At 46.8% G+C, this 18187-nt stretch carries 23 protein-coding genes, 1 tRNA gene and 1 pseudogene; 18 read left to right on the top strand and 7 right to left on the bottom strand.

Annotated features, from left to right (window positions below):
* The first annotated feature begins 323 nt into the window (after positions 1-323).
* Positions 324-719, top strand: a complete 396-nt coding sequence (locus tag ACBP55_RS27515) for a DUF4259 domain-containing protein (RefSeq protein ID WP_464646134.1) — start codon at positions 324-326, stop codon at positions 717-719.
* Between the two features lie 260 nt (positions 720-979).
* Here ACBP55_RS27515 and ACBP55_RS27510 read toward each other — a convergent pair whose 3' ends face one another.
* A complete protein-coding gene (locus tag ACBP55_RS27510) occupies positions 980-1921 on the bottom strand; it encodes an aldo/keto reductase family protein (RefSeq protein WP_464646133.1) in 942 nt (313 codons plus the stop codon).
* Between the two features lie 242 nt (positions 1922-2163).
* Between ACBP55_RS27510 and ACBP55_RS27505 the strand changes: the two genes are divergently transcribed.
* On the top strand, positions 2164-2517 hold the full coding sequence (locus ACBP55_RS27505; protein ID WP_464646131.1) for a DUF1304 domain-containing protein: 354 nt from the start codon (positions 2164-2166) through the stop codon (positions 2515-2517).
* Positions 2518-2624: 107 nt separating this feature from the next.
* Here ACBP55_RS27505 and ACBP55_RS27500 read toward each other — a convergent pair whose 3' ends face one another.
* Positions 2625-3761, bottom strand: a complete 1137-nt coding sequence (locus ACBP55_RS27500) for a GGDEF domain-containing protein (protein WP_464646129.1) — start codon at positions 3759-3761, stop codon at positions 2625-2627.
* A gap of 172 nt (positions 3762-3933) precedes the next feature.
* On the opposite strand from ACBP55_RS27500, the pseudogene ACBP55_RS27495 reads away from it, so the two are divergent.
* From ACBP55_RS27495 to ACBP55_RS27470, 6 genes and pseudogenes are all read left to right on the top strand, one after another.
* Positions 3934-5102: pseudogene (locus ACBP55_RS27495) on the top strand (glycosyltransferase family 4 protein).
* 19 nt (positions 5103-5121) lie between these two features.
* Entirely contained in the window at positions 5122-6033 is a 912-nt protein-coding gene (locus ACBP55_RS27490; protein ID WP_464646127.1) for a metallophosphoesterase family protein, read from the top strand.
* Positions 6026-6397, top strand: coding sequence for a hypothetical protein (locus ACBP55_RS27485; protein ID WP_464646125.1), 372 nt, complete (start codon positions 6026-6028; stop codon positions 6395-6397). Before ACBP55_RS27490 ends, ACBP55_RS27485 begins: the two co-directional genes overlap by 8 nt.
* Positions 6394-9618, top strand: a complete 3225-nt coding sequence (locus ACBP55_RS27480) for an AAA family ATPase (RefSeq protein ID WP_464646123.1) — start codon at positions 6394-6396, stop codon at positions 9616-9618. Before ACBP55_RS27485 ends, ACBP55_RS27480 begins: the two co-directional genes overlap by 4 nt.
* 26 nt (positions 9619-9644) lie before the next feature.
* Positions 9645-9923, top strand: coding sequence for a hypothetical protein (locus ACBP55_RS27475; protein WP_464646121.1), 279 nt, complete (start codon positions 9645-9647; stop codon positions 9921-9923).
* Positions 9924-9958: 35 nt separating this feature from the next.
* Positions 9959-10396 carry a hypothetical protein gene (locus ACBP55_RS27470; protein ID WP_173188210.1) on the top strand — a complete coding sequence of 146 codons (438 nt, stop codon included), beginning with the start codon at positions 9959-9961 and terminating at the stop codon, positions 10394-10396.
* On the opposite strand, the gene ACBP55_RS27465 is transcribed toward ACBP55_RS27470, so the two are convergent.
* Complete coding sequence (locus ACBP55_RS27465) at positions 10328-11368, bottom strand: YkvI family membrane protein (RefSeq protein WP_173188212.1); 1041 nt, start codon at positions 11366-11368, stop codon at positions 10328-10330. The genes ACBP55_RS27470 and ACBP55_RS27465 overlap by 69 nt on opposite strands.
* A gap of 55 nt (positions 11369-11423) precedes the next feature.
* Between ACBP55_RS27465 and ACBP55_RS27460 the strand changes: the two genes are divergently transcribed.
* Positions 11424-12116 carry a DedA family protein gene (locus ACBP55_RS27460; protein ID WP_464646118.1) on the top strand — a complete coding sequence of 231 codons (693 nt, stop codon included), beginning with the start codon at positions 11424-11426 and terminating at the stop codon, positions 12114-12116.
* Between the two features lie 80 nt (positions 12117-12196).
* Here ACBP55_RS27460 and ACBP55_RS27455 read toward each other — a convergent pair whose 3' ends face one another.
* Positions 12197-12913 (bottom strand): DUF4309 domain-containing protein, encoded by a 717-nt coding sequence (locus tag ACBP55_RS27455; RefSeq protein WP_464646116.1) that lies wholly within the window; start codon positions 12911-12913, stop codon positions 12197-12199.
* A gap of 269 nt (positions 12914-13182) precedes the next feature.
* Here ACBP55_RS27455 and ACBP55_RS27450 point away from each other — a divergent pair, with 269 nt between their 5' ends.
* Positions 13183-13752 (top strand): xanthine phosphoribosyltransferase, encoded by a 570-nt coding sequence (locus tag ACBP55_RS27450; protein ID WP_464646114.1) that lies wholly within the window; start codon positions 13183-13185, stop codon positions 13750-13752.
* Between the two features lie 80 nt (positions 13753-13832).
* The gene (locus ACBP55_RS27445) at positions 13833-14159 is read left to right on the top strand and encodes a hypothetical protein (protein ID WP_464646112.1); all 327 of its coding nucleotides are present in this window, start codon (positions 13833-13835) and stop codon (positions 14157-14159) included.
* A 148-nt stretch (positions 14160-14307) separates the two neighbouring features.
* Here the strand turns inward: ACBP55_RS27445 and ACBP55_RS27440 are convergent, their stop codons facing one another.
* Positions 14308-14625 (bottom strand): hypothetical protein, encoded by a 318-nt coding sequence (locus ACBP55_RS27440; RefSeq protein ID WP_464646110.1) that lies wholly within the window; start codon positions 14623-14625, stop codon positions 14308-14310.
* A gap of 155 nt (positions 14626-14780) precedes the next feature.
* Between ACBP55_RS27440 and ACBP55_RS27435 the strand changes: the two genes are divergently transcribed.
* Genes ACBP55_RS27435 through ACBP55_RS27425 form a run of 3 tightly spaced genes read left to right on the top strand, consistent with a single transcriptional unit; the run spans position 14781 to position 15802 of the window.
* A complete protein-coding gene (locus ACBP55_RS27435; protein WP_173188216.1) occupies positions 14781-15041 on the top strand; it encodes a hypothetical protein in 261 nt (86 codons plus the stop codon).
* On the top strand, positions 15031-15483 hold the full coding sequence (locus tag ACBP55_RS27430; protein ID WP_464646108.1) for an adenosylcobinamide amidohydrolase: 453 nt from the start codon (positions 15031-15033) through the stop codon (positions 15481-15483). Before ACBP55_RS27435 ends, ACBP55_RS27430 begins: the two co-directional genes overlap by 11 nt.
* The gene (locus tag ACBP55_RS27425; RefSeq protein WP_464646106.1) at positions 15428-15802 is read left to right on the top strand and encodes an adenosylcobinamide amidohydrolase; all 375 of its coding nucleotides are present in this window, start codon (positions 15428-15430) and stop codon (positions 15800-15802) included. Before ACBP55_RS27430 ends, ACBP55_RS27425 begins: the two co-directional genes overlap by 56 nt.
* Positions 15803-15844: 42 nt before the next feature.
* Here the strand turns inward: ACBP55_RS27425 and ACBP55_RS27420 are convergent, their stop codons facing one another.
* On the bottom strand, positions 15845-16024 hold the full coding sequence (locus tag ACBP55_RS27420) for a hypothetical protein (RefSeq protein WP_464646104.1): 180 nt from the start codon (positions 16022-16024) through the stop codon (positions 15845-15847).
* A 148-nt stretch (positions 16025-16172) separates the two neighbouring features.
* Here ACBP55_RS27420 and ACBP55_RS27415 point away from each other — a divergent pair.
* Positions 16173-16256: transfer RNA gene (locus ACBP55_RS27415), tRNA-Leu, on the top strand.
* 137 nt (positions 16257-16393) lie between these two features.
* A complete protein-coding gene (locus ACBP55_RS27410; protein ID WP_029198600.1) occupies positions 16394-17047 on the top strand; it encodes a Bax inhibitor-1/YccA family protein in 654 nt (217 codons plus the stop codon).
* Between the two features lie 97 nt (positions 17048-17144).
* Here ACBP55_RS27410 and ACBP55_RS27405 read toward each other — a convergent pair whose 3' ends face one another.
* Positions 17145-17369, bottom strand: a complete 225-nt coding sequence (locus ACBP55_RS27405) for a hypothetical protein (protein ID WP_464646102.1) — start codon at positions 17367-17369, stop codon at positions 17145-17147.
* Positions 17370-17537: 168 nt separating this feature from the next.
* On the opposite strand from ACBP55_RS27405, the gene ACBP55_RS27400 reads away from it, so the two are divergent.
* Complete coding sequence (locus tag ACBP55_RS27400) at positions 17538-17819, top strand: hypothetical protein (RefSeq protein ID WP_029198602.1); 282 nt, start codon at positions 17538-17540, stop codon at positions 17817-17819.
* Between the two features lie 77 nt (positions 17820-17896).
* Complete coding sequence (locus tag ACBP55_RS27395) at positions 17897-18088, top strand: YqzE family protein (protein WP_057306874.1); 192 nt, start codon at positions 17897-17899, stop codon at positions 18086-18088.
* Positions 18089-18187: the final 99 nt, after the last annotated feature.

Raw genomic sequence — 18187 nt, 5'->3', positions numbered from 1 at the left:
TAAGGATTATTACAACAACTAATTAAAACGTATAGAGAACGCACTTAAAGAAAATATAGAAAATTGATGAAGGACATGTATGGCTTCGAAGGCGGTGACATCTTATAACACTGTATCTACGTTTCGGGGCTTACGCCCCTTGGTCTGCAAGAGGATTTTCGATGAAGCATATTCAGCAGACAACCCTGCATTGGCTAAGTCCATCGGACACGGCGCTACGCGCCTTAAGCCAGTGAGGGTTCGTGAATACAAGAACGTTATATGAAATTCCCGAATGCAACAATAAAAACAAAAAAATTTAAGAAATGCGAGGTTGTTTATACATGGGAGCCTGGGGATATGGAAATTTAGAAAATGATACAGTATTAGATTGGGTAGTAGACCTACTTGAGACTGAAGATTTGAGCCTAATAACGGAGTCAATTACGATGGTACTAGAAGATGACTATTTAGATGCGGATACAGCAGCAATTGCTACTGGAGCAATTGAGATATTAGCTGCGTTACAAAATAGGCCGGGAAAAGAAGAATTTGATGACAAACTTAATGAATGGATAAAGGAACATAAAGGAAAAGGAGCAAATCTTTTAGTAACCGCTCAAAAAGCACTAGAGAAGATATTATTAGAATCCGAACTGAAAGACTTATGGGAGGAAACAGAAGAATACGAGAACTGGGTGAAAACAATTAAAGAATTGGAAGAAAGAACATTATTGTGAGAGATTTCAGGATGTCGGTAACTTCACATAACACCATATTCACGCTACGGAGCCTACGGCTCCTTGGTCTGACCGAGGCATTTCGAGGGAGTGAAATCAGCAGACAACCCTGCACTGGATAAGTCCTTCGGACCCGGCGCTAACGCGCCTTAAGCGAGTGAGGGTTCGTGAATACAACAACGTTAATAGAAATGATTGAAATAAAAAAAGAAAAACCCCTCACGAAGTAAGGGATTTTCATCAAGCTATAAGTGTACTTCTTATCCTTGAAGGATTTCTTCCACCTTTTGTAACACATCTTCCGTCAAACGGATGCCGCTAGCTGCGCAGTTTTCAATAACTTGCTCAGGGCGGCTAGCGCCAACAAGGGCACTTGCTACATTGTTTTGTCTGAGAATCCATGCAATGGCAAGCTGAGAGACCTTAATGCCAAGCTCATCGGCGATGCCAGATAATTGTGCCACTTTATTCAAAGAAGCTTCGTTTAATTGCTTGTCGCTCCAATTCTTGCTGCTTGCTCGGCTATCGGCTGCGATGGGTTGTCCTGCACGGTATTTGCCTGTAAGAAGCCCCTGTGCAAGCGGTGAAAAGACAACTTGACCGAATCCTTTTGCCTCGCCAAGCGGGATAATTTCTTTTTCGATGTAACGATTGAAAAGGTTGTAGATCGGTTGATTGACGATGAGCTTATCTAACAGAAGCTTGTCTGAAATGGCATAGGCTTCAACAATCTGAGCAGGCGTCCATTCGCTGACACCGATGTAGAGTACCTTGCCTTGTGTGACTAAATCGTCCAATGCACGCAACGTTTCCTCTAGCGGAGTTTCGGGGTCGTAGCGGTGGCAATAGTAAATATCAATGTAATCCGCATTCAGTCGACGCAGACTGGCTTCGGCTTGTTCTTTAATATGCTTGCGGGATAAACCGCGATCATTAGGGCCATCGCCCATCGTATTAAAAACTTTGGTAGCTAGGACATAAGATTCCCTTGGATAAGAGGAGAGTGCTTTGCCCATCACTTTTTCTGCTTCGCCGCGTTCATAGACATTAGCGGTATCGAAGAAATTAACACCCAAATCATAAGCTTGTTCAATCGAACGAACGGCTGGGTCTTCCCCGACATAACCACCGTACGTGAGCCAACTGCCTAGACTAATTTCACTGACTTTGAGACCGCTGTTACCGAGTTTGCGATACTGCATGATTGTTAACCTCCTAGTGCAATATGGGATCATTACTAACTATCTATATTATAGAGACATTCCCCGATTAATGTAAGAACTGACATATAGGTGATTAAGTTACCTGAAGGTGTGACGCTAACTTCCAGGTAAGTAGATACGTGATCGTGAAAATAAGGCAGTATAAGTGAGATGAAGATAACCAGCTCTGTAGCCAAAATACAGCTTTTCAAGTAAAATGACGTTGAAAGGAGGAGGTAGTTATGTTAGCTTCCCTATTTGTTGGCATCGTAGCCATAGAGCATATTTACATTCTAATTTTGGAAATGTTTCTATGGACGACACCCCGTGGTTTGAAAGCCTTCGGCATGACGAAGGAACAAGCCCAGGAAACCAAATCACTTGCTGCTAATCAAGGCTTATACAATGGGTTTCTTGCAGCTGGTCTCGTTTGGGGACTCGTTCATCCGGATGCATCGATAGGTCGCTCCATTGAGATCTTTTTCTTGATCTGTGTCATTATTGCTGCCTTGTATGGCGGGGCTACAGCGAAAAGGTCGATTTTGCTAGTACAGGGTTTACCTGCAGTCATTGCTCTTCTTTTTGTCCTTTTGTAAAAAAAGATCACAATACGACATAAGTAAACAGTCATTCACAAGACTTACATAAGTTATCGCAATAAATAAGGGAAGTCCCTATAGCTACTGGGGACTTCCCTTATTTATTAGGCATACTTTACTACCTTATTTTTGCCGCTCGTTTTGGCTCGATACATGGCTTCATCTGCCTGTTTGATGAGCTCCTCGGCACTTAGGCCGTTCTTATACTTGCTGTAGCCGATACTTGCGGTTACAATCGTTTCCTTCTCAATTCGACTGCGAACACGTTCTGCGAACGCATCCATTTTGACACTAGGATCAGTCACCATGACGACCATCTCTTCACCACCGTATCGGCCTGCAATGCCGCATTCCTCGGCTTCTTCTTTCATAATCAACGCAACTTGCTTGAGCACATCGTCCCCCATTTGATGACCTTGGGTATCATTTAGCTTCTTGAAATTATCAATGTCGCTAAACAAGATGTACACGGGCAAATGCCGTCCAACATATTGTGAAACGCGGTTATAGAAAAATTTGCGATTATATAGACGGGTAAGCCCGTCCGTTATGGATGAATTGTAAATGGCCTGCATAAGCTCTACGACACGTTCAAATAGCAGCATAAACAATAAAAAATAATAAATTATCGGTAAGACATTGGCTGCTATGGATAACAAAGGCTGAACGTTCCCATACATATAGGCATTGACAAGGTGGACGGATTGAATGAAAAAGTAAACCGTCAATGCCATTTGATATTTGATCTGTTGGCCGATGTACGGCGGGATCGTGTAGAAACAAAGAAAGATCAGGACAAATACGTAGAGCTCGAGACCAATATCCTGAAGCAATCTAACTTGCTCATGCGTGCCGTTATACATATTTGGCACACTGAAATGAAGGATAGAAACAACTAAACCCATAATCATTAAGCCATAGAAGAATATGTACTGTTTACGATTCGTACGATTGTATAACTGATAGATCCCCATATTAATCAGGATGAAGGAAATTATTTTAAGCATCAGCAGCATGTAGGCGGTTAAGCTTGTATCTATGCCGCTAAGTGTTAAATATAACTGGAGAAGGTAATGAATGCCTACGATAACTAGTGAAATGGTCATCGACATGTAGCCTTTTTTGCGACGGTCTAGAAATAAACGAAGAGAGATTACGAACATAAGGGCAACAATGACAACGATAATGGCATTCGATAATAATGAAGCGAAATCACCGAAAAGCAGATCAACAACGTTCATACTTTCCTCCAAAATCCCCTGTTTTTCGACATGTAATGACTCTATTATAAAGGAAAATGCGAGAGAGGGATAGAATCGATTGTAAGGGCTCGAAGGTGTTCTCTTTTCTATTCGGCGCACACCAGTTACAATAAGAAGGTAAGCTCAAGGATTTGGGAGAGGGGCTCATGCAATGAACATCTTGCAAGCATTGTTTTTCCCCCGGAACAGCCGGGTGGGGTGTCATCCATGGTTCCCTATATATTGGACCGTTTTAATAAAAAAGGCTGGGAAATGGAATTATTTTCGCTACCTAAGCGGATTCGGGGCAAAGGGTCTGAGGAAGTGGAGTTCGTCACTTTTGATTGGCGGAAGTATGCCGGAAACCCGATCGTTGATAAATACATTCAGACGTATAAGGATTATGTTTGGTGGACGAAGCTGAGAATTTCCAAGAAATATGATATCATCCATGCCCATCATCCGATTGCGGCTCTTGCCATGAAACAGATTTATCCGGAAACACCCGTCATCTTAACCATTCACTCCAGCTTTGAGAGAGAGCTTATTTTGAATGGACGCATTCAGGAGAATGGCGTGGAGCATCAATTCCTTACTCAAATTTACGGGGAGCTTGAAGCAAGAGTCGATCAAATGATCACAGTCTCTAATTCGTTCAAGCAATATATGGCGGAATATGTGCAGGATAGTGAACGGATTGGCGTGATTCCAAATGGTTTTGACGAAAAGCGTTTTCGTCCGATTTCTCATGAAAATCAAGTCACGCAGTTCATAACCGTTTGCCGTTTAGTGCCTGCCAAAGGGCTCGATACGCTGCTGATTGCTTGCGGAGAGCTGAAAAAACGCGGTCATCCTTTCGTTTTACATATTATAGGAGATGGACCAAGCCGAGAAGAGCTGGAGAAGCTCGCGATTCAGCATAATATTTATGAAGATACGATTTTTTATGGGTATATGCTGCATCCGGAAGAATTTATGCCTTTCTTTGATGTATTTGTTCTACCATCGCGCGCGGAGGCATTCGGGTCTGTATTTGCGGAAGCTGCGCTGTGCTGGTTAGCGCTAATCGGAACCGATGTCGGCGGGATTGCTGAACAAATCGAACACGGACATAACGGCTTGCTTGTGCCGGTTGGTGATGCAATGGCGCTTAGCCATGCTTTGGAAAAAGTCGTCATTGATCCAACCTTCCGCTACAATTTAGCACGAACCGCCTGGGAGAAGGCGAAGAAAACCTACTCTTTGAACCGAGTGCTGCGGCAGCTTAAGAGTGTGTATGAAAGCTATCAAGTCGTCGATCATTCGGATAAAGATGAGAGTGAGAATGACCCAAAAAGCTGAATAGGAAGGCGTTAGAGCGATGAAACGACTGCGGTTTATGCATGCCGCCGACCTGCATCTGGACAGTCCGTTCAAAGGCATGTCGGCGCTGCCTGAACGGGTTCGTGAGCGAATTCGGGAATCGACATTCGAAGCGCTCAAGGAACTCGTAGCTTTAGCGATACATGAGCAGGTAGATTTTGTACTCATTAGCGGGGATGTTTATGATTTATCCGATCGTTCCTTGCGCGCTCAAATTCGCTTCCAGAAAGCATTGGAGCAATTAGCTATGCAGGGAATTCCTACTTACATTATTCATGGTAATCATGACCCGGAGGATGGACGTGCCGCGAAACTGGATTGGCCGGCAGCAGTCCATTTTTTTGCGTGCGATCAAGTGGAGACGATTAGCGTGGAAAAGCCGCATCGCGGCGTCATTGCCCAGATCCATGGCATTTCCTATCGCAGTTCGGCGGTAACGGAAAATTTAGCTGTCAAATTTAGAGCAGGTCAAGAAAACGTCTGTCAGATCGGCCTTTTGCATACGAATGTCGACGGTGATCCTGGTCATGACAATTATGCCCCTTGCAGCAAGCAGGATTTGCTTGAAGCGGGTATGAGCTACTGGGCGTTAGGCCATGTACATACTAGGAATGTGCTTCATCAGCAGCCGGCGATTGTGTACCCAGGGAACCTGCAGGGCCGAAGTATTCGGGAAACAGGACCACGCGGGTGCTACATTGTCGATATGTCTGAATATGGACGAGCTGAGCTCACCTTTCATGCGTTGGACCAGGTTCGTTGGTTCCTAGAGCGGCTGTCTGTGGCAGGCATTCAGACAGAGCAGGAATTGAAAGACCGGCGGGGAGCAGCTCGAGCGGATTCGGGCAGAGGCGGACGGCAGAGCTGCCGTCGTCCGTCTTGTTCTAGAAGGGCGCAGCGCGGTGCATAATCTGCTGCGCAAAGGGCGGGCGCTTCAGGAGCTGACCGCTGAACTGCGTGAGGACGAAGATGAGCGAAGCCGCTTCGTCTGGGTGGAATTGATCGAGGACCGCACGGCAAGTGAGCTCGACCTCGAGGCTTTACAGCAGGAGAAGAGCTTCCTAGGCGACCTCCTGCGGTATTCGGCTGCGCTGCAAGGCGACGACGAAGCGCTTGCCTTGTTTGCAAGCGAGGCATTGGCCGCGCTGCAGAGTTTGCCGCAAGCAGCTGGTAACCCGGCTGCGGCAGAGCCCGAACGGCTGCGCGAGTGGCTGCGCGCCGCACAAGAATTAGCCGCGGACCTGCTGTCCGCGGATGGGGGGGGACATGGATGAGAATCGTATCCATGCAGGTTCAAGGCTTCGGCAACCTGCGCGAGCGGCAGCTTGATACGGACAGCCCGTTGGTGCTGTTCTACGGGGCTAACGAAGCGGGCAAGAGCACGCTCATGGGCTTTGTCCGCGCGGTGCTGTTCGGCTTCCCGACTCGTCAGAGCCGGTTGGAACGATATGAGCCGCTGGGCGGCGGCGCCCATGGAGGCGCGCTAACCCTGCTCGATGAGCAGGGTCAGCTCATTCGCGTCGAGCGCTATGACGCGCCCGCCGCCGGCGGCAGACGAGCCTCTGCGGGGCTCGTCAAGGTCACCCTCGGTGACGGCACCACCGGGGGCGAAGAGCTGCTGAACACGCTGCTGGGCGGCCTATCGGCCGACCTCTTCCGCAGCTTGTTCGCTTTCGGTTTAACCGAGCTGCAGGAGCTGCGCACCCTGCAGACGGACGAGCTCAGCGGCTATCTGTATAGCGCTGGGCTTGGTGTGAGCGGCTCGGCCATCATGGAGGCCGAGCGCAAGCTGACGGCGCAGGCCGACGGCCTGTACAGACCCCGCGGGCGCAATCAGGAGATGAACCGTCTCCTGAAGGAGCTTGAGGGTCTGGAGCAGTCGCTGCGCCGCAGCCGGGACCCGGCAGCCGACTACGATCGGCTGCTGGCGGAGCGCCGCCTAGCTGCGGAGCGCATTGCTGCCCTGGAGGGGCAGCAGGAGTCGCTGCGCGCGGAGCTGCACAGGCTTGGCCTGGCCGGCAAAGCGCGCAGCGGATGGATCCGCTTGCGCCAGATCGGCCAGGAGCTTGCGGCGCTGCCTGCGCTGGCGGGCTTCCCCGAGCATGCCTCGGCGAGGCTGGATGCGCTCGAGGCAGAGCTGGAGCGCATCCATGCGGAGCGCGCTCGGCTCTTGCTGCGGCAGATGAGCTTGACGAGTCAGCTGGGCGCGATAGAGCTTGTGTCTGATCTGCTCGAACATCAGCTGGAGCTAAATCATTGCCTGGAGCAAGCAGCCGCGTATGAAGAGAATAAACGCAGCGTGGATCAATTGCGCGTGGAGCATGAGCACCAACGCGCGCAGGTAGACAGGCTGCTTAAACAAATAGATGTTCACTGGGAGGAGACGGATTTAGCCTCTTTCTCGGTAACGATTTCGCTGCGTGAGCAGGTGCGAGCTTACAAAGAACGGTTTTATAAGAGCAAAGAGAGTGAGCTGCGCGTCAGAACAGAGCTGGAGAGTCTGCAGCAGCAGGTCAAAAACGTCCAAGATAGCGTAAGGAGCTTGGAAGCCGATTTACATAAAAGCGGGGTAAGAACGGATGGTTCAGCTTCTCCCGGTTGGGGAGGAGATGACCCTTCTTCCACTTTGCACCAAATAGCGAGAGATTATGCCAGGTGGCAGCTGCTTGTGAGAGAGCTAGCGCATCAAAAAGAACGTGCTGCTGTTGAAAATCAGTTCCAGCTTAGTCTGGAAGAAGCAGCGAAAGCAGGCAAAACAGCTTCACGGAGACTTCGTCAGCGCTTCATAGTGATAACCGGATTATTAGCCGTCTTGACGCCATTATTCTTGTTATGGCAGAGCAGTTGGGTAGCGGCTCTCTGTGCTTTTCTTTTGTTTGCTGGTACTGCACTCTATATGCTGGTTTCTGATCGCGGGTCGAATGAGAATCGCTCCTCCCGAGCGATGACTTCATCCCCGATCAGGGATGAAAGCGTTAGTGAGGAACTTCGCTTGCTGGAGCGCCGCCTGCATGAACAAATCCAACCATTTGCCCAGCAGCAATCGGGCTATGGCGAAGCTGCGGCAGCATCTGCTGCTCATTCGTTAGGCCGTTCCGCAGACATGCCTCTTGAGGTGCTCCAGCCTCAACTGGATGCTTGGATGCGTGAAGCTGAGCAAAATAAGCAGCAACGCAGCGAGCAGCTTCGTAAACTAGAGAAGCTGCAGGATACGAAGGAGATGCTGCAATCTCTTCGGCAACAAGAAGTTCAGCGCAGCGGATATTTGGAACAGCTTATTGTGGAGTCAGATCAGCTCTACTCGGATTGGACTCATTGGCTGCAATCGCTGGGACTAAGTATGCCGTTATCTGCAGATGCCCTGCTAGAAACGATCCAAACGATTGAGCAGGGGCAAGAGAGTCTTCGTCAGCTTCAGAAGCTGGCGTCCAAGCTTGAGACATTAGTAACAAGCATCGATCACTTCGAAAAAACAGTCGGTTCACTCCTACGGATTGCGGCTGAACGACAAGACCCCGTATTCGCTCTCAAACGCTGGAAAGAACATGAGCAAGAACAACTGAAGTTGCTTGCGGAGAAGAAGCATGACGAGAAGCTTTATTCGGAAACCGAGCAAGAGCTGCAGCTTCTACAGACCAACGAGCAGCGTACACAAGCTCGGTTGGAAGAACTTTTACAGGAAGCCTCTGCAAGTGGCGGTGAAGAACTGCGTATTCATCAGAGAGAGCAGGAAGAACGCAAGAAATTAATGGAAGAACAAACATTGCTGGAGTCCTCGCTCGAAACGTTACTTAGCCGCTCCTTACTTGCCAGCTACACGGAGCTGTTGGAAACCTGTGGTGAAGAGGATATCGCACTTCAAATGGCATCCCTTCAAGATCAACTAACCGATACTGCCCGTGAAACGAATGAACTTCGAGAGGTTGTTGGCAAGCTAGCGGGGCAAATTGAGAAGCTGGAGCAGGGGGCGGAACATGCCGATCATCTTCTTCAAGCTGAAGCTTATCGAGCGACCATTCGTCAGCAAGTAGATCAATACGCTGTAGCTTCCTTCGCTTCACTGCTGATGAAGAAAGCCCGTGATGTTTATGAGCATGAACGGCAGCCGGGCGTGCTCTTGCGAGCTTCGGATTACTTTGCAAAGATGACGAACGGTGCCTTCACTCATGTCAAAGCGCCATTCGGCGAGCAGCGTTTAGTAGCAATAAGAGCGAATGGAGAGTCGCTTGATACAAGTCAGCTTAGTCGAGGAACGGCAGAGCAGCTCTACTTATCCATGCGCTTTGCCCTCGCCCAAGAGTATGCTGGGAAGGCTATTTTACCGCTGGTGATGGACGATATTCTCGTCAATTTTGATGAGGACCGAATGGAGAGCAGTTTGCGTGTACTTGCAGACGTAAGCAGCAGGCATCAAGTGCTGCTCTTTACCTGTCACGGTCACGTGCGAGATGCGGCAGCAAGAGTTATACCAGGAAATCGTTTAATTCGTTTGTAGAAGCGTTAGCAATGGAGGAATCGGAAGTGGAATCAGGAGACGATAAGAAGAAAGAGCATCGGGAAATTACCTATCACGTCGGATGGAAGAAGGGGAAGATCGAGTGGAATGAAGGGGCATCGGAGGCTTTAGCCGTCAAATCATCCATGGAAGAAGAGTGTCATGTTGGAGAAAAGCGTCTGCAGCTGTTATGGCTTCCAGCCATGGGTCTTCCAAGTTGGCTGCTTCTCCCCTTACTTTATTCCCTTCCCGTGTTCTGTTTCATATTAACGCTTATTCTCATATTTGGGTTGCGTCATGGCTAGCAGTAATAATGATTGTTTTAAAGGGGGGCAGCTTTATGAACATGCTATTAGCCATTATAGGTGGCTTGCTGGGTCTTTTTGTAACAGGGGTTGCCATCTATACAGCTTGGATGGTTCATCAGCTTTGGAAGCAGCAGGCGGCAGCACCAAAACCAGCAGGTCAGGTAGAAATTGCCGTCAAATACTTTTCAAAATGGACGGCCATTGATTATGCGGTCATCTTATTATTTATCATCGGTCTTTTACTATTATTAGCCGAGCTATTTGCTGTTTGGAGAGACCAAACGGTCATAGCTAATTTCCATTTCTCCTACCTGCTCACAGGAATCATTATTTCTGCTATGGGCATGCTTCTGCTGTTTGCACGATTGGTTGTCGTACTTGGGTTTATTCAGTCAGGCGCCCTACATCGCACGCTTACGGTTGCGCCAGATCATCAGAACGAGCCAGACAACACTGATAAAGCCAAATAAGGGATACAAGGCGGAAAGCAATATTTTGAACCCAATTTGACTGACCAGATAGCTAAGCATTAGGATACTAACCAGAATAACCTTTGGGTTTAGTTTCATGCGCTGCTGAAGCTGCTGGGACAAGCCGTAGGCGTCAGCAATAAAGGTCGTGAAAATTTCACCGTATATGACGAGCAAATAAGCAATTTGCGGTACGGATCCAAGTCGGTTAATAATATTTCCCATTGGGATCTCGAATTGTGCGATACCTGGCATTTGCGCAGAGAGTGCGTAATGGGCAGATAGCAGAAGCAGTCCAATGCCTGCACCGCCAAGCAGTCCGCCCCAGTAAAGAACGGATCGGTCGCGAATGGATGCTCCCATTGGAACGAGCACGGCTTGGGCCATCGCTAAGTTAAAAGCGGTATAGAGGAAAGGTGCGAACCATATTTTTCCTAAGGAATCATCACTTGTAATGCGCAGCCAGTTTCCTGATGCTGGCGAGTGCCACGTATAAACGACGATGACCACGCTGAAGAGCAGCATGATGGGAACTACAATGGAATTCACCGTCATAATAGCGCCAATTCCACGGGACAATACGAAATAGGCGAGTATTAATGTCACGAAGAGTCCTGTTTGGTATGAGAGGTGTAGTTGTTCCTCAAAAACCGTTCCGCCTCCGGCGAGCATGACGGTTGTAATCCCAAAAAGAACGAGCATCATAAACAAGCTAATCGCGTTGCCGATCTTTTGACCAAAAATAGCCCGATTCAAATCCTCATAAGACGTTGCCTTCAGATCATGAGCCATCAGCATGAGTTTAATGCCAATCCAGATGAAAAGGATGCTGGATAAAGCAATCGTCAATGAGGCTAGCCAGCCGTAACGTGTGAAAAACTGCAGGATCTCCTGTCCAGAAGCGAACCCTGCTCCAACAACCGTTCCAATGTAGGTAAAGGCAACACGGACGATCTGTGAACCTGTTCGCATAGATTGCCCCGCTTTCTTTCGTTTGATATAGTACAAGGTATGTTAGAGATCCCATGTGCATGACTGGAACTTGGGGCAAGCTATCGTTTCTGCTAAAATGGGAATGAATGAGACGAAGTACAAAAGCGGGAGTGAGTCTTTTGTGAAGGAATTTCTATATGATTTCATAAGTCATTATGGATATATTGCTTTATACCTTTTGCTGTCTGCTGGAATTGTTGGAGTACCCGTACCAGATGAAACCCTCATGGCTTTCGTGGGTTCGTTAACGGCGCTTGGAGGTCCCTTTGATTTTGGAACAACGTTACTTGTCATTTACGCTGGCACGATGACTGGGATGGTTGTCAGTTATTTAATAGGTCATCGTGTGGGTAAGCCCTTTCTTTATCGGTATGGCAAATGGTTCAAGCTTACACCGAATCGGATTGAACGGGCGGAGGGTTGGTTTAAAAAGTATGGACTTTGGACGGTATTCTTTGGGTATTTCGTACCCGGGGTTCGTCATTTCACCTGCTATTTGTCGGGTGTAAGCGGGGTCAAGTTCTATAAATATATGTTCTTTGCGGGTACAGGAGCGCTGCTGTGGTGTACAACCTTTTTAACATTAGGGCATTTTATTGGCAGTAATTTGGAAGGTTTATTTCAATTAATACATAAATATATGGGAATAAGCTTATTGAGTATGGCGGTTATAGCCATTGTTGGAACGGCCCTTTACTTCCGATTTCGAAAGCGGGGAGCGGTTTGATCCCCATACACATGAAATAAGACCATGAGTGTCATCCTAAAATAGGAGCATTCATGGTCTTAGTTCGTATTCTTTGCGAATTAATGGTTTGCGAAAAGCTTAATCGATTGGATGGTGCTCTCTTTGGGATCAATATCGAGCTTAAGCAGTGTTCCCTGTGACTTATAGGAGAGAACATAGGTTGTGTTGGTGTCTGGTTTGCCCAGAATTGTTATCGCATCTTGGACTTTCTGTCCAAGGCGCAAGCCACGAAGCCCTGGATCGATCTCAGTAGAATGCACGTCAACGAACTCAAGAACATTCTTCTTATTGAAGCCTACGGAGAAATCCGTGAAATCATAGACTTGAATGGCGTCTTCATCGGCATCCATCACGAATTGTTTCTTCGCCTTCCCAAAACGTTCGAGCACAACGTCCTTACTCGTTCCGAGCTTCAAGCCCATCAATGTTGGTTTCTCCTGTTGATAGGCATCCTCTGCTTTAATCTTCGGCTTAGCCGTTTGTTTCGCAGTCGCAGATTGTTCCGGGATGTCGGTCAAATCCGTTTTGGACGTACCTGCGACTTGCGCCTCGTGCTTCGCCGTGTCTTCCGGCGTTGGTGAAGGTGCTGCCGTCGCTGCTGCCACTGCGATCGCAGGAGGTGTGCTTTCTGCGTTGGAACTATTTTGTGCATGGTTAGTTGGATCTATAGTAGGCTGTCCGGAAGGAGCAGATGACTCTTGGCATCCAGCTAACAGTAATGAAGCTAATGCAACTGGCACAAAGCCAAGCATAATAGGTCTAAGCAGGTTGTTCATCGTCATCTATCCTTTCTGCCGAATAATTGAAGTGAAAAAATACAACATTACTAATCATACTGTTTTCTGGTTCTATTTCAATGCATCAAGGTACCTAAATGTGAGCATTTGTAGACAAATCTCAAAATGCTGAACCCTATATACATATAGACACCTACTACAGAGTAAAAGTTTCACGTCGAAAGGGGATATTCATAAATTGGGACTTGAAACCTACTTCATCAATATGGTAACTTACTCATAATAGACAGGCTTAGGGGGCTAGAATCATGGAATTGTTAAAACAGCGGATCCTAGAGGTCGGTGTAGTCGTATCTGATCAAGTGCTAAAGCTGGATGCCATACTTAATCATCAAGTTGATCCTGTGCTCATCATGGAGATGGGGAAAGAATTTGCAAGATTATTTAGAGAAACGAAGCCAGACAAGGTGCTTACTGTAGAATCGTCCGGTATTCCGATTGCCTATACGACAGCTTTACATCTTGAGGTTCCCATGGTATTTGCACGCCGGAAGAAGACGTTGACTATGGATCAAGATACCTATAGCGAGCGTGTGCCTTCCTTTACCAAAGGGATTGTAACTGACATTATGGTATCCTCTCATTTGCTTCACAAAGGCGAGCGAGTTCTGCTGATCGATGATTTTATCGCTAATGGAGACGCTGCACGCGGATTAATTCGAATTATTGAAAAAGCGGAAGCGGAGCTGGTTGGTGTCGGTATTGCGGTAGAAAAATCATTCCAAGCTGGCGGAAGCTCGATTCGAGAACGTGGAATTCGTGTGGAATCCCTAGCTCGTATTTCCTCGCTGGCGAATGGGCAAATCACTTTTAACTGATTTTACAATTTGTTCATGTCTTCCCTCAGACTGATTTATCCTTTATAATGAATACATGGTATGAGAGGAGGCTGACATCTATGGGTATCGAAAATGGTTCCATTGAATATTTTATGACAAAGCTTGAGGAAGCCAAAACACATTTTGAACGTGCGCTTGATTGTAAGCATACAGAGTTTGATGACCTGTATCCGTATATGATCGAACACCCTCAATTTTTCTGGTACAAACGATATGTAGCATGGTCCGAGTTGTTAACGATCGTAAAGCTCTGCACAGAACTGACAATCGAATGGGAACAACATTTCTCCGCCGCACAAGTGGAATATATTCAGAAGCGCGTAATGTCTAGCAAAGTCCTTGATTTCTGGTTCGAAACGAATGATTCGAAGGAACACGTTAGTTAATTTATGCCCATATAAGGAAGAGGCCAGTGGATCCGATGCGGATTCGTTGGCCTTTTTCTATGATCTAAGTTGTAGTTGGTTTCTTGGCTTTACCTTAGTTTTGTTGAATTGAGGAACTACGATTCGCTATTTTTGGGAAAATGCCGACTCAAACGCCATTCTCCAGAATGTTCATGCTTTCAATATGCCTTTTCGTTTGTTCGGAACCGAGCTTGTGAAGGGTTCGATACACTTCAGTTAAATAATAATCGTATTCTTGATTGATCTCATTAGAGTAATAGACTTTCCAAGGAAGCCAAGAAGTTGCATAGCTGCCTTGTGAGGAGTTATCGGTTTCCTCGAAAAGCTCTTGAAGCTTATCAATTTCTTCTTCGGTTGCTGAAATTTCGAACTCGAAATTAAGTGCTCCTTTGTCTTCCAGAACTTCCCCCGTGCCAACGTTGATGTAGTACGTTTTTTTATCCACTATAGAACCTCCCATGGAGTAAGTTTGCTTTTTCATGTAAGCTTTGTTCCGTCATTAGTTAAGTTAACCTCCGTAAAGCGGTTTTATGTAAAGTTTGATCTAAATGCGAATTGGTGTATGCTAAAGAAGTACATTGAAATGTTGGAGGTAAGAGGATGATATCGGAAGAACAGCTTGATCAATATAGAGTTGAGAGCACATTATTGCGTGTTATACGGGACGTCAATCCAACGAATGATGTGCGTGGAATTGTAGTTGCTTGGGATGATGAGAGTGTATTAATTCGCAAGAAAAACCGCAAAGTCGTTAAGCTTGCACGCAATTATATCTATCAACCATACGAGAACGAAAGACCTCCCGAATTCATGCTTCCGCAGGATCCTATCGAACCAGATGGCGTTTCCGATGACGAATAAGGATGCATGGATAGGATCAATGGAGGTTCCTATCTCTGGTATTCGCATGGACTTGATAAGTTCTCATCAAGGTACGTACTTGCGGATTTGCAGCGAAAATCCGTTGCGAACGCTGAATTCCTCGCCGTGGGGCGGTGGATTCGGCATGCATAAGGTGATGATGAATCGGCAAGTGGACAAGCTGTATAATGAGGCTGATCCGCTTCGTGAGATGGACGAATTCATCCAGCGTGAGGGTTTGAATCCTCAAGAAACAGCGGGTATGCTGACCGCGGCGAAGGTAAAGGACGTTGGCTACAGCAGCCTAACTTGGGAAATGGGCGAAGACGGTGATACCAGCGAATTCGGTCAGAAACTTGCGATGAAGCCAGGGAAGGAGCCCCTTCATGTTTGTTCATGGGTTACGGTGGGGCTGGGGAATAAAGCAAGAGCAGGAGTCTGAACTTCCTGCCGCTTCCCTATATCCTGGAACAATTAACACGATTGTCGTTATCAACGGTTGCTTAACCGATGCGGCCATGGTTAATGCTGTTATTACCGCAACGGAGGCTAAAGCTGCGGCTCTTCAAGCATTAGGCATCCTTGTTGAGGGCCAGTCAGCGACTGGAACGACAACCGATGCCGTACTTATTGCTGCAACGTGCCGCGGTAAGACCTACAATTACGCGGGTACAGCGACCGCGCTAGGTTATTTGATCGGTAGAACGGTATACGAAGCCATCATGCAATCCGGTCACTTGTATGAACAAACGCCCTACTAATCCTGTATGGATAAGCAGGGCATGTTTCATTTGGGTGATTATTTAAGATCTACGGAAAACTCCGTAGGCAGCAGCAGTTGCAATCGTGCCTAGACCAGATTCATCTTCATCTTCGCTTTTGTAGTTAGGATCATGCACGATAGCTTCAGCTTCACCTTCTGTGAGATCCTTTTGATTGCCTGTATATTTCGGCTCCAAGGCGTTGATTTCTTCCTCATTCATAGTCATTCCTCCTTTGCGAATAGGGTTAGGAGTGAAGGGATGAATTATTCACGAATTGTAAAAAGTACCGTTGACTAGCTCTCATTTCCCATGTTATATTAGATTTTGTCGCAGCTCATATGACTTTATTTATAGAGCAGCCCCATACGCGATCATGGCGGAATTGGCAGACGCGCACGGTTCAGGTCCGTGTGGGCTTACCCCCGTGGAGGTTCGAGTCCTCTTGATCGCATACCAAGCAACAACCCCTTCAGATATGTCTGAAGGGGTTGTTTTGTTTTTGAACGCATAGGTGTGTAGCGACTTTCATGAAAAGTAGGTATAATACATAGTATAGATTGTACATCCATACAAAGGGGCTGATGTTTCATGGATAGAACGATTACGGCTACGCATTCTGGCAGTTTTGCTCATGTGCTTCAAACGTTTGCAATTTCCCTGTTGGTTTCTTTCCTAGGGACATTGATCGGTGCTATTGTCGTTCCGCCATCGATGATTATGCTTTTCGTCATTGCTGAGGTGGTCATGCTGGTGGCAGCAATCATCATTCGTATTCGCGGCAAACATATCGGATATGGCTTTCTTTATGCATTTACTGCGATTTCAGGGGTTACTCTATACCCAGTCATCATGGCGTATGGCGGCATGCTGGGCGCAAATGTAGTATCTGGCGCATTCTTCGCAACAGCAGCCATTTTCGGCGGACTTGCCTTCTATGCGCACCGTTCGCAGCGTGATTTCAGCTTTCTAGGCGGATTCTTGTTCGCAGGAACGATTGGGCTTGTGCTCATGAGTGTGGTCGGTATGTTCGTTAACTTTGGTTCTGTGATGAACCTAGTATGGTCGATGATCGGCATCTTGATATTCAGTGGTTGGGTTCTCTACGATGTGGCACAATACCGAAACGGTGTTTCCGCGGAAGAGGTTCCACTTGCAGCATTAAATATCTATCTCGATTTTATTAATCTCTTCCTGTATATCTTAAAGTTCATTGCGTCCATTGTTGGATTAAACAGGGATTAAGTTGACCGTTTGAGATACCAAAAAAGCACTTTCGTCTCTCACCGCTGGGTGGGAATCGAAGGTGCTTTTTTGCTTGAAGCTATCTTAGGAGATCGAGCTATGGCTTGACCATTACTTGAACGGAATGAAAATAGGAGATGTCTCCACGAAAGCTTCGATTAATTTCAAGCAGGGTATGCAGGATTTGGATGAGTTCAGCATGGTTCAATCGAACGGCCGCTGTATCCTCCTGTTCGATTCTTCTCAATCTGACCTCGAATAGATGATTAGATTCGTCCATTTGAATCTCTAGCTGCTCCGTTAGCAGCATCTTTTGCCACATCCAAGCTAACACCTCTCTCTCTCTCTACTTGATCTAGTGTATGCTTGGATACTGTGAATAGACGTGTTAGACGGTGCTACGATCAATGGATTTTAAAGAAACAAGCACGATTTCCTTTCTCTGTTCATACAATTTAATGATCCTATACGGGGAGAGAGGAGATGACCTATGGCGGCTTGCAGCACTTGGACGTATAGAGGGATTTCGTCTTCGGTATTCAAAGCCTTACAACAAGTCGGCAAAAAGCAGGGTATTACGATTCCTAATACAGCACAAGGCAAATTCATGATTACGGTGGTTGGCATGAATGTCGGATTTCAATATGCATGGGATATGAACGCTCAAACCTTGTTATTGCAGTGTGATAATAAACCGATGCTGCTCGGTTGCAGTACGATTAAATCATTTGCTGATAAAATCATTGCAGAGAGTGGCGGTAAACTCGGTTAATCCCTTCATCCACCTGTCTTTGTGAGTTTAAGCCCCTGTCTCTATGGTTAAAATAGGGATAGAAGGCAGGTGGACAAATGGCAAAAAGCGATGATCTGGTTAAGTACATAACGCAGCAAGTCGTCACGTATATAGAAACACCCAAGGAAGTACGTCAGCAAGTTAAAGCCATGAGCAAGGAACAGCGGGAAAGCTGGCAAACACGCTGGTTCGGCATGCTGCCGCTGGCCACACGGATGCTGATTGATCAGGCAAAACCCAAAAAGTAAAATGACAAAGCCTCTTCACCTATATTCGGGAGATTTCGTTCATCCGGAGGATTGGTGCGAGAGGTTTTTTAGTTTGCATATCGAATATAGTCAAAATGA

The organism is Paenibacillus sp. WG02, assembly GCF_055396115.1.
This window is presented reverse-complemented; position numbering and strand designations above follow the sequence as displayed.